Genomic DNA, 15,348 nt, shown 5'->3' with positions numbered 1-15,348 from the left:
TGAACAGTGATGTTCAGCAGTGTTCAGCGTAAATGTATCAGCCTACGGTTCGCATTCAATCGAGTGGGCTCGCCAGTTCGGAACTCCTGCGAATGAGGTGGCTGACTCTATTGCTGTCGATCGCGCCAGCGGTGCGGAGCACTTTCGCGCCAGCGGTGCGGAGCACTTTGGACAGGGCAATGCTTGGGTAGCGGGAACCACTACGGGAGCCCTTCCTGACCAGTTGAGCGCTGGGAGCTGGGGTGCTTCTGTGCTTCAAGTACAGTCGCTAAGCCTGAGCTTCCTTCCCTTGGGAGAGCGGCCATGCACCGAATAGCTGCTTTGCCAGGGGGATGGGATCCTTCCCAATCCGGCGTCATTTTCTTGGAGCAGGATCCCGCTCCCATCGTTATCCTTTCGGCAGCCGATACGGATCTCACGGCCTTGAGCGCAGCCCTGCGCCTGTTGCCCGGCGATTTTCCGGCGGTGCGGGCGGCCAATTTGTTGCAGTTGCAACAGCCCCTAAGCCTGGATGACTATGCCGAGAGGGTGCTGCGGCGGGCGCAGGTGGTGCTCCTTCGCCTGTTGGGGGGAAGGGCCTACTGGAGCTATGGCCTGGAGGTAGCCAAGCAGGTGGCCGCCGAGGAGGGATCCACCCTGATCGTCATTCCTGGGGACGATCGCCCCGACTGGGATTTGGTGAGCCATTCCACTGTGCCCCTGGCGGTGGCGGATCGGGTGTGGCGGTACTGGCTGGAGGGGGGAGCGGAGAATGTGGCTGCCTGTCTGCTGTTGCTGGCTAGGGAGTTCCTAGGGGGCCAATATTCGGCGCCGGATCCACAAGGGTTGCCTCGTCTTGGGATCTACCAACCTCCCGTAGCCTCGCCGACGGATCCCCAAGCTCCCAAGGTGGGGATTTTACTCTACCGGGCCCATGTTTTGGCGGGGAATACAGAGCCGGTGGATCAATTGGCAAAAGCCTTGGTGGAGCGGGGGCTGCAGCCTCTGTGCCTTTACACCTACAGCCTTCAAGATCCCGACTTGCCCCAGGCCATTCGGGATCACTTTGGCAGCCAGATTGACCTGTTGCTCAACACCACCAGCTTTTCTCTGGCGCGGTTGGACAGCCACCAGCCCGACGTGAGGCTGTGGCAGGAGTTGGATGTGCCTGTTTTGCAGGTAATCCTCAGCGGTGGATCCCGGCAGAGCTGGGAGAACTCCACGCGGGGATTGGGGGCGCGGGATCTGGCCATGAATGTGGCTTTGCCGGAGGTGGATGGGCGCATCATCAGCCGCACCATTTCCTTCAAAGCGGTTCAACAGCGGGATCCCCGGTTGCAAACGGAGGTGGTGGCCTATGCGGCTGTGCCGGATCGGGTGGAGTTTGTAGCCGATTTGGCGGCCAACTGGGTGAAATTGCGGCGTACCCCTGCCAACCAGCGCCGTCTGGCTCTGATTTTGGCCAACTACCCCAGCCGGGACGGGCGGCTGGCCAATGGGGTGGGTCTGGATACCCCTGCCAGTTGTGTGGAAATTCTCAAAGCTTTGGCGGGAGCTGGCTACTCAGTAGATCCCCTGCCCCAGACTGGAGATGAACTCATCCATTGGCTAACCGAAGGCCAGACCTACGACCCCTTGGGATCCCTGCGCCCCGCTCGCCAATGGCTTTCTGCTGCCCTTTATCGAGAGTGGTTTGCCCGCTTGCCTGAGCCCATCCAGACCGACCTCGTCCGGCAGTGGGGGGATCCGCCCTCTCGAGATATTCCCGTGGTGGGACTGCAGTTAGGGCAGGTGTTTGTAGGCATTCAGCCCCCGCGAGGCTATGACCGGGATCCGTCCTTGAACTACCATGCCCCGGATCTGGTGCCCCCCCATGAGTACCTGGCTTTTTACCTGTGGCTGCGGCAGGTCTTCGCCGTTCAAGCGGTGGTGCATGTGGGCAAGCACGGCAACCTGGAATGGCTGCCCGGCAAGGGATCCGCCCTTTCCGCCACCTGCTACCCGGAGATGGCCCTGGGGCCGCTGCCCCACTTCTACCCCTTCATTGTCAACGATCCGGGAGAGGGATCCCAGGCCAAGCGGCGAGCCCAGGCAGTGATTATCGACCACCTCACCCCGCCCCTTACCCGCGCCGAGCTGTACGGCCCCCTGGCGGATTTGGAACGGCTGATGGATGAGTACGTGCAGGCCCAACAGTTGGATCCCAGTCGTTGTCCCCTGATTCGCGCCCAGATTCAGGAGCTGGTTCGAGCAGAGCATCTAGACCAACAGTTCAACCTGGAAAAAGAAGAAGATTGGAATCGCCTGGATGGCTATCTTTGCGAGCTAAAAGAATCTCAGATTCGCGATGGGCTGCACATCTTTGGTCGAATCCCTGCCGGTGAGCAGCTTGTTGATCTGGTGGTAGCCCTGGCCCGCTACCCCGGCCACGGGCAACTGGGGATTACTCAGGCCATTGCCCGCGATTGGGGATGGGACTGGGATCCCTTGACCGCCGATCTAACGGATCCCTGGCCAGACAAACCGCCAGCCCAGTAGCTATTCCAGTTTCAAATACGGTTTGCCTTAGCTCCCCTCTCCCTCTGAGAGAGGTCGGCGGTGAGAGATTCAAAAGGAGTTGATTGGGATCCCCTCTCAACTCCTCCTGAGCTACCACTTGAACAAAAATTGAAGCAACCTAGAGAGACGGCTGGATCCTGGTGCTGCGCTTCAAAACAAGCTCAACTGAGAATCCCTTGCCCAGCACCGGGAAGCCTCAGCAGGCGTTTCAATAGCGAGATTGAAAACTCCGCCGCCGCTCGCCGCCACTGTTCGCGTTACCAGAGCGGAAACCTGAGGTGGGGCGTTCTTCTCGCGGGCGAGCTTTGTTCACCTTGAGGTCGCGCCCCATCCATTCCGCCCCATCCAGCGCAGCAATGGCGGCTTGCTCCTCTGCTTCAGAGCTCATTTCCACAAACCCGAAGCCCCGAATGCGGCCTGTCTCGCGGTCAGTGGGGATTTGCACCCGCTTGACAGAACCGTACTCAGCAAAAACAGCGGTCAAATCCGCTTCTGTCACCTTAAAGGAAAGGTTGCCAACATAAATCGACATAGACGATCTCCGAAAGAGAGAGTAACAAAGGGTGAGATGTTCGGAGAGCCGTCTGCCAATACAAAACGTGAAAATCCGTCAAGACCAGAAGAAACGAGCACTACAACCGATAACAATCTCAGCTTCTATCCTAACACAGAAGCAGGGGTTCACCACTTCGATTTCGCGAAATTCTGGGGACATTGCCTTCACACCCCAACTGGCCCGGCCCAAACACTCCGCTGCCCTACCTGCGCTGACGCCACCTCAGCCCAGCTTCTCCAGCCTGGATCCCAGTAACCTCATCTGGGCTTCCAGCTCTGCCAGTTGCTCCTGACTGGCTTGCACCACCTCAGGGTTGGCCCGGTTGAGAAAATTGGGGTTCTCTAGGCGAGCGCGGATCCCTTGGGCCTCTTTTTCCAGCTTGGCCAGGTCTTTTTGCAGTTTGGCCCGCAGCGCTTCCACATCCACCAGTCCTGCCAAGGGCATCAGCACCTGCACCGTGCCCACCACTGCAGCCGCCACCTGTTTGGGCTCCGTGGCCAGGGATCCCGTAATCTCCAAAGCCTCAGCCTTAACCAGATCCCGGATGTAGGCTTGGGCAGCCGTCAGGATCCGCTGCTCGGCGGGATCGGTAGTGAGCAAAAGGGCCCTGATGGTCTGATGGGGCTTGAGGCCGGTTTCTGCCCGCAGGTTGCGCAGGCTGGTAATGGTTTGGATCACCAAGCCAAACTCCCGCTCCAGTTGGGGGTCGATCCAGGTGGGATCCGGGGTGGGATAGGGCTGCACAGAGATGGAAGTGGTTTGATTGACCTGGGTGAGCAGCTGCCAGATCTCCTCGGTGATGTGGGGCATCCAGGGGTGCAGCAGCTTGAGAATAGTTTCCAAAACGGTGGCCAGCACCTGCTGCGCTGCGCGTTTGGAAGCCAGGTCTTCTCCCCGCAGCCGGGGCTTGACCAGCTCGATGTACCAGTCGCAAAAGTCATCCCAAATGAGAGAGTAGAGCAGGCGCGCCCCCTCGCCCAGGCCATAGGCTTCCAGCTCGGCGATGACTTGGGTGGCTGTGGAGTGCAGCCGCGACAGGATCCAGCGATCGGCCAGCTCCAGCGCTTCGGGGGCAGGGGATCCCAGTTGGGCAGGGGTTTGCCCCTCCAAGTTCATCAACACAAAGCGGGAGGCGTTCCAGATCTTGTTGGCAAAGTTGCGGGCGGCCTCTACGCTGGCGCTCTCGCCGGTCTTGCGGTCATAGGCCAGGCGGATGTCTTGCCCTGCCCCCACCACCTCCTTGACCAGGGCATAGCGCAGGGCGTCGGTGCCGTATTTGTCCAGCAGCTCCAGGGGATCGATGCCATTTCCCTTGGTTTTGGACATTTTCGCCCCGTGCTCATCCCGCACCAGGCCATTGATGTACACATCTTTGAAGGGGATCTGGCCGGTAAATTGGGATCCCATCATGGCCATGCGGGCCACCCAGAAGAAAATGATGTCAAAGCCCGTGGACATCAGGGAGTTGGGATAGTAGCGTTTGAAATCCTCGGTCTCTTCCGGCCAGCCCAGGGTTGAAAAGGGCCACAGAGCAGAGCTAAACCAGGTATCCAGCACATCGGGATCCTGTTCCACCCGCTCAACTTCTGGGCCAAACTTTTCCCGTGCCTTGAGCAGCGCTTCCTCGCCGTTGCGGGCCACCACAAAAGCCTGCGGATCCTCAGGGAGCTGGCCGTCAATGACCGGGTACCAAGCTGGGATCTGATGGCCCCACCACAACTGCCGAGAAATGCACCAGGGGCGCAGCTTTTCCAGCCAGCCCGTGTAGACTTTGGTCCAGCGCTCAGGGATAAAGCGGGGGCTATTTCGTTGGTATTCCTCTTCCAAACAGCGAGCCCCCATCCCCGAGACATCGCAAAACCACTGAATGGAAAGCAAAGGCTCGATGGGCACGCCGCCGCGGTCGCTGTGGGGAACGGTGTGGGTGTAGTCCTCCACCTTCTCCAGCAGGCCATGTTCGGCAAACCACTGCACCACCTTTTCTCGGGCCACAAAGCGATCTAGGCCGGTGAAAGGATCCCCGTTTTCGTTGAGGGTGCCGTCTTTATTGAGGATGTTGATGAAGGGCAATTGGTGCCGTTTGCCGATTTCAAAGTCGTTGGGGTCGTGGGCCGGGGTAATTTTCACACACCCGGAGCCAAAGGAGGGATCCACATACTCATCCGCAATGATGGGGATGAGGCGATTTTTAATGGGCAGGCGAATGAACTGGCCGATGAGATGGCGATAGCGCTCATCCTGGGGGTTTACCGCCACCGCCGTATCCCCCAGCATGGTCTCGGGGCGAGTGGTGGCCACCACCAGATACTGGCTGGGATCCTCGGCCAAGGGATAACGAAAATGCCACAAATGGCCCTTGACCTCTTTGTCGTCTAGCTCAATGTCTGACACCGCCGACTGGGTGGCCGGGCACCAGTTCACCAAATACTCGCCCCGGTAAATCAACCCCGCCTCGTATAGCCGCACAAACGCCTCGGTTACCGCCCGGCTCAGCCCCTCGTCGAGGGTAAAGCGATCCCGCGTCCAGTCCAGCGAGAGACCCAGCCGCCGCAATTGGCTCTTGATAGCTCCCTGCGACTGCTCCTTCCAAGCCCAAGCTCGCTCCAGAAAAGCCTCGCGGCCCAGATCGAAGCGGGTCTTGCCCTCTTGGCGCAGTTGGTTTTCCAGGATGGTGTGCACGGCGATGCTGGCATGGTCTGTGCCGGGCAGCCAGAGCACGTTGTAGCCGCGCATCCGCTTGTAGCGCGTCACCACATCCGGCAGGGTAAAGGCAAAAGCATGGCCCATGTGCAGGTTGCCCGTCACATTGGGCGGGGGCAGCACCATGCTAAAGGCCTCTCCCGGCGCCTTGGGATCCGCCACGTAAAAGCCCTTCTCCTCCCAAAAGCGCTGCCACTTCGGCTCGGTCTCGAAGGGGTTGTACTGGCTGGGCAGGTTGGCGGAGGAAATTGCAGCAGTCATAGGGAGGATAGGCCAACGGCTGAGAAGGATGAATCACTTTATAGAGTAGCAGTTCAACCCTTTGCCCTTCGGGGTAGAGTGGCCCATCGGTCTTGACCCTAATCACACGGCTAGAGAGGGATTTCGAGCTAGGGTACTACCATCCTCAGCTTTGGGTACGGCGTTATGTCCAGATCATTGACGGCAACGGTCCTGATGGCTCTGATGGCTCTATCCCCTGGGATCCCTGCCCTCGCGCAACAAGAGTGGTGGAAACGCTCAAAAGACGACATCCTGCTTTGTTATGGGCAGCCCGTCGATCCAGCCTCTCTGCTGGGTTTTGAGGTTTGCTTGAGTGCCCGCCGCCACCCTGATGAACAATCCCGGCTGGTAGGCCTGTATTTTGTTCCGTACAGCGATTACGTCTTTTGCTTCGTAGGTACAGAGAAGCCCAATAGCTCAGAGTGGACTCTTGTGGGTCGAAGTGGAGAGTTCGTGTTTGGCCTAGATCGCCCTCTGGCCCCTTCTGAACTAGAAGGGGAGACCCCTTGGATTATCCAGCGAAAAGCCCGCATTCTCGAGGTGGAGGGGGATCCTGTTGCCAGTTTCAGGCAACTGGTGGTTTACGACGAAACCGAGTTGGATCTGAAGGGGTTTGCCATAGTGAGTGCACCTCCAGGGCACTTCGGGGATTCCATTTTGCCAGAAGTGTTTTTGGAGCGGCCCGAATGCCAGGCAATTTTGAATTGAGGGCCTTCCGCACCTTCGGCTAGTGGGCGCTCCTGGGTTTGGCAAACTTGCAAGCTGGCTCTACAGCCCAGAGTAAGCGTTGAGCCATTCCATAAAATAAAACACCAGCGGCCCGGTGAATACGTAGCTATCCCCCCGATCCAAAATGCCGCCGTGGCCTGGGATCAGATCCCCGGAATCTTTCACCCCTGCATCCCGTTTCATCAGAGATTCTGTGAGATCTCCCAGCAGGCTGGTTAACCCAATCAAAAACCCCAGAATGCCCCCACTCAACCAGCTCCACGGCCAGCCCAGGTAATAGGCTCCAACCACCGCAAGGGTCATGCTGGCGGCAATGCCGGCTACCGCCCCTTCCACCGTCTTTTTCGGGCTGAGGATGGAGAGCTTGGTGCGCCCAAAGGCCCGACCACACAGGTAGGCCCCTACATCTGCGGCGATCACGCAGCCAATGGCCAGCAGCGTAATCCATAGCCCTTCGCCCAGCCCTTGCGCAAAAGACAAGGCCCTGACCCGAATCCAGAAGCTGGGCAGCAACGCACAGTAGAACAACCCCAAAATCGAGGTGGCAATATCGGCAATGGTGGCCACCTTGGGCTTAAAGAGCAAATAAAAACAGATGATGGATCCCGCCACAATAAAAGCAGGGCTGGTCCATTCCGGCTTGACCTGCTGCAAAATCACCAGCACCTGGCTGGAAAACATGGTGGTGCGCATGGCCGGCGCATTGCCTTTGGCTTGCACCAAGCGAAAAAACTCCAACTGGGCCAAAAAAATGATTAGCCCAATGGCTGCAGTAAAATACCAGCCCCCTAGCAGGGTGACCGCCAACGCAAACAACACCGCCGCAAAACCGCTAACCCAACGGGCTCCCATGGGCGCACCCCGTCACGTTGGCTGGCCAGATACCTCTTGCCCCCGGCTCCAGCAGATCGACGTCCAAGCCGAGAGCAGAAGAAACCCCCCCTCTGGTGTTCAAGATTCGCGTTTGCGGGACGGAGTCCTGATGCGGCTGCTGCAATGGAAACGCCTCTTGCCCTAGCCTTTCAGTTTAACTCCCTTGGCCTCGAAACAACCGCTTTCGGCCCTGCAGGATGGGATTTCCAGGTAAGGTGGCAGGCAGACTGGAGCATGAGATAATGGGCAAACCGCAAAGCTCACTGCTGACCGCCTAAGATACCTCTGATTCGTTGCACCGCAGCATGGTTCAAGAACTTACTTCGCGCTCCACAACTGCTCGCATTTCTGCCGAAGAGGCTCGTCTTCTTTATGAAGACATGGTGCTGGGCCGCCTGTTTGAAGACAAGTGCGCCGAAATGTACTACAAGGGCAAGATGTTCGGCTTTGTGCATCTGTACAACGGCCAGGAGGCCGTCTCTACGGGGGTGATCAAGGCGCTCAAGCCCACCGACTATGTGTGCAGCACCTACCGAGATCACGTGCATGCCCTCAGCACCGGGATCCCACCGCGGGCGGTCATGGCAGAGTTGTTCGGCAAGGCCACCGGCTGCAGCAAGGGTCGGGGTGGTTCCATGCACCTCTTCTCGGCGGAGCACAATTTCTTGGGGGGCTATGCCTTTGTGGCCGAAGGGATCCCGGTGGCGACGGGGGCTGCTTTTTCTGCCAAATACCGGGGCACTGACCAGGTAACCGCCTGCTTCTTTGGGGATGGAGCCTGCAACAACGGCCAGTTTTACGAGTGCCTCAACATGGCCGCCCTCTGGAAGTTGCCCATCGTCTATGTGGTGGAAAATAACTTCTGGGCTATTGGCATGGCCCATGAACGCGCCACTTCCGACACCGATATTTACCGCAAGGGCCCGGCTTTTGGCATGCCCGGCTACCAGGTGGATGGGATGGATGTGCTGGCGGTGCGAGAGGCGGCCCAACAGGCCATCGCCCGCGCCCGTGCCGGAGAAGGCCCCACCTTGCTGGAGTGCATCACCTATCGTTTCCGGGGCCATTCTCTGGCCGACCCTGACGAGCTGCGCAGTCCTGAGGAAAAAGAGTTCTGGCGGCAGCGGGATCCCATCAAGCAACTGGAACGCTATGCCCTGGAGCACAACCTAATGACCGAGGCAGACTTCCAAGCCATCCACGCGGAGGTCAGCGCCGTGATTGAGGACGCGGTTCTTTTTGCTCTGGAAAGCCCAGAGCCAACCCTGGACGAGCTGCACCGTTTTGTCTTTGCCGAAGACGAGTAGATCCTGGCCACTTCCCCGGTAGCGGGGGAGTCGCTTGCCGGGGGATCCCCACAAGGTTCTCTGGCCAACTCGGGTGGCCCATCCACCTGGCGGAGTGCTGTCCTGCTGGATCCCTTGAGGATCCTCGATGATTGGCATTGGAGAAACCTTCTCGAGATCTGCGCGATGGCGCAGATTTTTTTGTAAATATCGCTTCCCATTTGTTTACACAGCTTCATATCATTGAGGTATCGAGCATGAGTATTTATTCCCGGTCATGAGCAATTCTCTTGAGTTTCCCTGGCTGTCGGTGCTGGTGCTCTTGCCTCTGCTGGCAGCCTTCGGGATCCCCTTGATCCCCCAGAGCCGTTGGGTGCGTTGGTATGCCCTCGCTGTGGGGGCTTTTGATTTGGGCCTGATGGCCTATGTCTTTGTGCGGCACTATGACCTGCAGGACTTTTCTCTGCAACTGGCGGAGCGCTACGCCTGGGTGCCCCAAATTGGGTTCCACTGGTCGCTGGCGGTGGACGGCCTCTCCTTCCCGCTGGTGTTGCTGTCGGGTTTGATCACGACCCTGTCGATTGTGGCGGCTTGGAATCTCTCCCACAAGCCGCGTTTGTTTTTCTTCCTGCTGCTGCTGATGTACGGCGCCCAGGTGGGCGTATTTCTGGCGCAGGACATGCTTCTATTCTTCCTGATGTGGGAGATTGAGCTGGTGCCGGTCTATCTGCTCATCTCCATTTGGGGTGGGCCGAAGCGCCAGTACGCCGCCACCAAGTTCATCCTCTACACCGCCGCCGCCTCCATTTTTATCTTGGTGGGATCCCTGGCAATGGCCTTCTATGGCGAGGGCTTTAGCCTGGAGATGGCAGAGCTGAGCGCTAAGTCTTACCCGGTGGCCTTGGAGCTGTTGGTGTATGCGGCTTTGCTGATTGCCTTTGGGGTGAAGCTGCCGATTTTTCCGCTGCACACCTGGCTGCCGGATGCCCACAGCGAAGCCTCTGCTCCCATTTCCATGATCTTGGCGGGAGTTCTGCTCAAGATGGGTGGCTATGGCCTGATCCGCATGAATGTGGGCATGTTGTCGGAAGCCCACGTGTACTTCGCCCCTGTGCTGGCGGTGTTGGGTGTGGTGAACATCATTTACGGGGCGTTGGCGGCCTTTGGTCAGAACCATCTCAAGCGGCGCTTGGCCTATTCGTCCATTGCCCACATGGGCTTTGTGTTGATCGGGATCTCCGCCTTTACGGAGCTGGGCATCAATGGGGCAGTGCTGCAAATGATCTCCCACGGTCTGATCGCTGCAGTTTTGTTCTTCCTGACGGGGATCACCTACGAGCGCACCCACACCCTTGCCCTCGACAAGTTGGGAGGGTTGGCCAAGCAGATGCCGAAGGCTTTTGCCCTGTTTACGGCGGGATCCCTGGCCTCTCTGGCGCTGCCGGGGATGAGCGGATTTGTGGGTGAGCTGACGGTGTTCTTGGGCTTGACCACCAGCGATGCCTATGCGCCGACCTTCAAAGCTGGAATTGCCCTGCTGGCGGCAGTGGGTATCATTTTGACGCCCATTTACTTGCTCTCCATGCTGCGGCAGGTGTTCTACGGGGCTCAGGATCCCGGCCTAGTTTTGGAAGATTACCTGGGGGATATGCGCCCGCGGGAAATGGCGGTGGCCCTCTGTCTGCTGTTGCCGATCCTCGGCATTGGCTTCTACCCACGCCTGGCTACCCAAACCTACGATGTCACAACGGTGGCGGTAGCTGCCCAGTTGCGCAGTGTGTTGGCAACTGAAATCGTGCAGCGGCCTTTCTTCCCCTCGCCAGTGCAACCGGCCCAGGTGGCGGCTTTGCCTCTGGAGGATTAAAGGGGGGTCGAGACTCGGTTCTTCTTTATCTCTATTCCTTACTCTGTCCAGAAGAGCTGGTGTTCGAGGTGCAACCCGACTCAACTTTCAGCTCTTCTTTTGTTTTTTTTAAGTTTTAAGATTGGATTTAGGATCCGGGATGTTCCTGGGCTGGGATTTTCGTGCAGCCGATTGTTCTTGTGCCGTCCATCCTATCGATGATCGGTGTGGATAGAGTTTTGTTCCATCAGGTTGAGTTGCACCACCAACCACCAGAGGGTTACATCGGAATAGGTCGCCCGACGCTTGAGCCGAGAAATGGAGTGTACTGGGTTTTGGCTGTCGATCATCCACTCAGAAGCGATGATTTGGCCGCGTTGCTGAGCATTCATTGTTTCTCCCTCCGCTCGCCAACTGCTCAATACTTAGAATGGCTAATATTTAGGATGGCGAATTTGCGCGGGAGCGTGTGAAAAAATATATTACGCAGGGATCCCCAAAATCGGCTAACTTTCTTAGCAATGAGGATCTCATGAGCCGTTGAGTTGCTGAGTTGCCGTCCGGGGATGGGAAAAATGTTGCAGAAGGGGTAAAAGGTTGGGCGAGGGGATTGCCCCTATCTTCACAAGTCTTAAAACCTAGAAAGATTCTATTTTCTCTTGACTTGTCTGTGGGTCTGAATTCCACCTCCCTTCGCCGGCCTCTGCAGCAGCAACCCTTGAGGAGCCTGAGATCGCGATGAGAGCCAAGGCCATCTCTCCCCAGCCAGCCTCTGCTTTTGGAGAAGTGGTGGAGGCCGACACCACAACCTTTGTGGCCCAGTGCTTCGAGCCGGAACGCCTGACCTTCCCGCCCATGCCTGCTCTCGGCAGTTGGACGCGCTCCCAAGACGAAGAGACCGGCAACCTGATCTATGGCGTGGTTTGCTATGCCGCCATCGCCCCCATCGACACCGTCCATCGCGCCAGGGCTTTGGGCCTCTCCCCTCAGGAGCTGCGGGAGCAACAGCCCCAGATTTTTGCCATGTTGCGCACCGATTTTCGCGCGGCCATTGTCGGCTTTGTCAGCGGGGGACGGGTCTATCAGTACTTGCCGCCACGCCCTCCCCAGATTCACCAGCCGGTTTATCTCTGCTCCGATACGGAAGTGAGGGAGTTCTGCCGCTCTTTCGAGTTTTTGCGCACCCTGCTACGGGTCAACGGGATCCCAACCGATGAGCTGGTGGCTGCCGTGATTCGCCAAACTTACCGAATCCTGAACCGAGATCGCAACTGGCTTCTACAGGCAGGTCGGCAGTTGAGCTGTCTGTTGCGGGGTGATTATGAGCATCTCAGCGCAATTTTACGAAAGATTGAAGTCTAAGCGAAGAAATATTGAGAATGGCCTTGGATCCCTCTGGAATCGAGTCGGGGGGTGATAACCTGAGGCCGTTTCCTATGGAATTGATTCCCTTTGAATCCTCTTTCTGCTGTAAAAATGTTTAACAAATTCAATCCTTCTGACAAACCCTCCAAAGGCAATTGGGCAGGTCGTACCTTTTCTGCAGCTGCGGGCGCTTCGGTGGCAGCCGGTGTTTGCATTGCCCACGGTCAGCCGGCTTATGTGTCGCTGTTGGTGGCCTGTTGCGCGACGGTGTTTACCCTCGTTTTGGATGAAATGGGCTGGATCTAGGCTCGGTTTCAACTTCAGCTTTGGTTTTGCTGCATAAGAAGCCGCTCTAAAGCAGAGACTAACCAATCCAATAGGGATCCCTGGCCCTCTGGGTTTGCTGCTTGCGTGAAAGGATCCCTTTGCTGGGTTGGCAACATGCAGCCTTACTTTATCCTGCTTCGCGGGCTGCCCGCACCAACAATCCTGCTGTGATCAGCCCTGCCAGAATAGAGCTGCCGCCATGACTGAACAAAGGCAGGGGCACACCTGTGGTGGGCAGAACCCCGGTGACCACGCCGATGTTCATCAGTGACTGACCCACCAGAAACATCAGGCAGCCGCAGGCTACTAAGCGAATGGTCAGCTCTCGACAGCGCCCCATCACCCGCCAGCCCAGCAGAGTGTAGAAGGTCAGCAACCCCAGAAAGAACAGGGATCCGGCCAAGCCAAACTCTTCTGCATACACCGAGAAGATGAAGTCGGTGTATTGGATGGGCAGGTAGAACAGCTTTTGCTGGGAGAGGCCATATCCCTTGCCCCACAGGCCGCCAGAGCCAATAGCCAACAGACTTTGCACCAGCTGGTAGCCATCCCCTTGGGCGTTACCCCAGGGATCCAAAAAGGCCAAGATGCGCCGCCGTTGGTAATCTTTGCTGAGAATGCTCACCACAGCCGCCAGAATCCCCAGCCCCGCTGTGGCCAAAAGGGTGAAAGCTGGGATCCCGGCGGTCCAAGCCATAGCCCAGAGGGTGAGGCCGCAGATGGCCGTGGTGCCCAGGTTGGGCTGGGCGAGGATCCCCAAGAGCGCAAAGGCGAAGATAACCACCCAGAGGATGCGGAACCAGGGAGGATGGTGAAACCAGCGGCCAAAGATCCAGGATCCCTGCAAGACCAACAGGGGCTTGAGCAATTCCGAGGGCTGGATAACAGGGATCACCTTCAAATCCAGCCAGCGGCTGGCTTCCAGGCGGGAAACCCCCAACCCCGGCACCTGGGTGGCCCACACCAAGCCAACTCCCAGCAAGCAGAGGATCCCGACCCAGGGGAACCAGCGCCGCAGCGGGATCTGCACCAGAGCCCAGAAACAGCCCAGACCCAGCCCGGCCCAGAGCAATTGGCGCTTGAAAAAGTAGAGGCCATCGCCGGTGATCCGCTGAGCCACCGGGTAGGAAGCGGAAAACAGCATCAGCAGCCCCAGCACCAGCCAGATCAAGGTGAGCCAGCGCAGCCAGCGAGCTTCAGCATTCCAGGGATCCCTGGAGGGCTTGGCAGCAGGCTCGGAAATGGTTGCCACGGTGTTCAAAGCTGGAGTACTGGTCAAAACTGGCACAGGCGGGGGACAGCAAAATGGTGATGGGTTGAGCGGGCTTCCCCAAGCTCTGAGCTTGACGCGAAAGGGAACAAGCCGCTGCAAAGGCTCTTTCCACCGCTACATCTAGGGTTGGCACCAGCTCAACGTCAGTATAGTGGATCCCCTGAAGGGCCTCCGCCAGGGCTGGGGCAGACTCCCCCATCAGCACCACGCGGGCCACCTTGGCCCGAATCAACTGCAACCAGGCGCCGGGATCCCCCTGCTTAGCCCTTCCTCCGGCAATCAGAATAATGGGTGGGGAAAGGGCGTTGAGCGCCACCCAGCCGGCCTCGTAGTTGGTGGCCTTGCTGTCGTTGACAAAGCGGATGGGGGTGGCTCCCACCTGGATTTGCGCCACCCGCTCCAGTCGATGGGGCATGCCGGCAAAAGATCGGATGGCTTTTTGAATGGCAACGTTGGGGATCCCGGCCAGACGCGCTGCTGCTGCCGCCAAGAGCAGGTTTTGCAGATTGTGTTGGCCAGGGCAGCGTTCTGCAAAGTCCTCCAGCTCCGCCACCATCTCCCCCTGGATGTAGAGGCGGTTTTCCCGCAGGTCAACGGTTGCAGTGGGATCCTGATCGCAACAGAGTTGCGGGGCAGCAAGGGAAGTCCAATAGGTATTTTCCCAGTCCTGCCGGCGGCGGCACAGGTAGGGATCCTCGCCGTTGAGCACCCGCCACTGGGCCCGATCCAAAAGGCGAGCCTTGAAGCTGGCATAGCGCTCCAGCGTCCCGTGCCGTTCTAGGTGATCGGGAGTGAAGGTGGTCCACACCCCAATGCGCGGCGGCCCTCCAGGAGTGCTGCTCATGAGGCGGCTACTGGCCTCCAACTGGTAGCTGCTCAGCTCCGCCACGATCCAGTCCGGCTCTAGCGTTCCCTGGAGCGTTTCCAAAGCCACCTGCGACAGGGGCAGGCCGATGTTGCCGCAGGGGATCCCTTGCAACCCCGCCGCCTTGAACATTTCCGCCACCAGAGCCGTGGTGGTGCTTTTGCCGTTGGTGCCGGTGATCCCCACCCAGGGTAGGTGGTCAAGATAGATCCAGGCCAGCTCCGCCTCTCCCACCACCGGGATTCCCTGTTGACGCACCGCCTGCAGCAGCGGGTGATCCCAAGCAATGCCTGGACTGACCACCACCTGCTTCACCCCTTCGGCCAGTTGAAAAGGCTGCCCCAGCCGAACCGGGATCCCTTCTTGATTGAGCTCGGCCTGCCGCTGTCTGAGAAGAGGGGAATCTTGCTCATCCCAAACCAGCACTTCATAGCCCTGGGCCCGCAACAGCCGCGCTGCCGCCAGCCCCGCAATGCCTAACCCCAAAACTTGATGTTGCACGTTGGTTTCTACTTCTTTCTTTATTTGGGGATCCCTGCTTGGATCTTACCGGTCACGTCCTTGACCCGCATGTTTTTGTTCGACACTCCCCTTGCTTATGGGGGTAACCAGTTGGTGGAGTGGATGGAGTTTTCCTAGCCGCCTGGATGGCTAACTTGGGAATAGGCTGGAGCATGACTCTAGTCAATAATAAGCTCAACTATACTGAAA

Annotated in this window: 11 protein-coding genes; 5 read left to right on the top strand and 6 right to left on the bottom strand. The window is 58.3% G+C overall.

Features of this window, described 5'->3' with window-relative positions; translation table 11 throughout:
- Positions 1 to 303 precede the first annotated feature (303 nt).
- The gene (gene cobN / locus NW843_RS04015; RefSeq protein WP_414522185.1) at positions 304 to 2,517 is read left to right on the top strand and encodes a cobaltochelatase subunit CobN; all 2,214 of its coding nucleotides are present in this window, start codon (positions 304 to 306) and stop codon (positions 2,515 to 2,517) included.
- Positions 2,518 to 2,746: 229 nt separating this feature from the next.
- On the opposite strand, the gene NW843_RS04010 is transcribed toward cobN, so the two are convergent.
- Together NW843_RS04010 and NW843_RS04005 are read right to left on the bottom strand one after the other, a co-directional pair.
- Positions 2,747 to 3,070, bottom strand: a complete 324-nt coding sequence (locus NW843_RS04010; RefSeq protein ID WP_011431969.1) for an RNA recognition motif domain-containing protein — start codon at positions 3,068 to 3,070, stop codon at positions 2,747 to 2,749.
- Between the two features lie 246 nt (positions 3,071 to 3,316).
- Positions 3,317 to 6,055: a valine--tRNA ligase gene (locus tag NW843_RS04005; protein ID WP_414522184.1), complete on the bottom strand. Its 2,739-nt coding sequence runs from the start codon at positions 6,053 to 6,055 to the stop codon at positions 3,317 to 3,319.
- Positions 6,056 to 6,220: 165 nt separating this feature from the next.
- On the opposite strand from NW843_RS04005, the gene NW843_RS04000 reads away from it, so the two are divergent.
- Positions 6,221 to 6,784 carry a hypothetical protein gene (locus NW843_RS04000; protein ID WP_414522183.1) on the top strand — a complete coding sequence of 188 codons (564 nt, stop codon included), beginning with the start codon at positions 6,221 to 6,223 and terminating at the stop codon, positions 6,782 to 6,784.
- Between the two features lie 60 nt (positions 6,785 to 6,844).
- Here NW843_RS04000 and NW843_RS03995 read toward each other — a convergent pair whose 3' ends face one another.
- A complete protein-coding gene (locus tag NW843_RS03995; protein WP_414522182.1) occupies positions 6,845 to 7,657 on the bottom strand; it encodes a phosphatidate cytidylyltransferase in 813 nt (270 codons plus the stop codon).
- A gap of 326 nt (positions 7,658 to 7,983) precedes the next feature.
- Between NW843_RS03995 and pdhA the strand changes: the two genes are divergently transcribed.
- Both pdhA and NW843_RS03985 read left to right on the top strand, forming a co-directional pair.
- On the top strand, positions 7,984 to 8,985 hold the full coding sequence (gene pdhA / locus NW843_RS03990; protein ID WP_414329458.1) for a pyruvate dehydrogenase (acetyl-transferring) E1 component subunit alpha: 1,002 nt from the start codon (positions 7,984 to 7,986) through the stop codon (positions 8,983 to 8,985).
- A 256-nt stretch (positions 8,986 to 9,241) separates the two neighbouring features.
- The gene (locus NW843_RS03985) at positions 9,242 to 10,828 is read left to right on the top strand and encodes an NAD(P)H-quinone oxidoreductase subunit 4 (RefSeq protein WP_414522181.1); all 1,587 of its coding nucleotides are present in this window, start codon (positions 9,242 to 9,244) and stop codon (positions 10,826 to 10,828) included.
- 191 nt (positions 10,829 to 11,019) lie between these two features.
- Here the strand turns inward: NW843_RS03985 and NW843_RS03980 are convergent, their stop codons facing one another.
- Positions 11,020 to 11,199: a hypothetical protein gene (locus tag NW843_RS03980; RefSeq protein WP_011431964.1), complete on the bottom strand. Its 180-nt coding sequence runs from the start codon at positions 11,197 to 11,199 to the stop codon at positions 11,020 to 11,022.
- Between the two features lie 346 nt (positions 11,200 to 11,545).
- Between NW843_RS03980 and NW843_RS03975 the strand changes: the two genes are divergently transcribed.
- Positions 11,546 to 12,169 carry a hypothetical protein gene (locus tag NW843_RS03975; RefSeq protein ID WP_414522180.1) on the top strand — a complete coding sequence of 208 codons (624 nt, stop codon included), beginning with the start codon at positions 11,546 to 11,548 and terminating at the stop codon, positions 12,167 to 12,169.
- Between the two features lie 457 nt (positions 12,170 to 12,626).
- Here the strand turns inward: NW843_RS03975 and NW843_RS03970 are convergent, their stop codons facing one another.
- Together NW843_RS03970 and murD are read right to left on the bottom strand one after the other, a co-directional pair.
- Positions 12,627 to 13,751, bottom strand: coding sequence for an FtsW/RodA/SpoVE family cell cycle protein (locus tag NW843_RS03970; RefSeq protein ID WP_414522179.1), 1,125 nt, complete (start codon positions 13,749 to 13,751; stop codon positions 12,627 to 12,629).
- On the bottom strand, positions 13,696 to 15,138 hold the full coding sequence (murD, locus tag NW843_RS03965; protein WP_414522178.1) for a UDP-N-acetylmuramoyl-L-alanine--D-glutamate ligase: 1,443 nt from the start codon (positions 15,136 to 15,138) through the stop codon (positions 13,696 to 13,698). Before murD ends, NW843_RS03970 begins: the two co-directional genes overlap by 56 nt.
- Between the last annotated feature and the right edge of the window lie 210 nt (positions 15,139 to 15,348).

The organism is Synechococcus sp. R5-12 (assembly GCF_047502655.1).
Lineage (GTDB): Bacteria > Cyanobacteriota > Cyanobacteriia > Thermostichales > Thermostichaceae > Thermostichus.
This window is presented reverse-complemented; position numbering and strand designations above follow the sequence as displayed.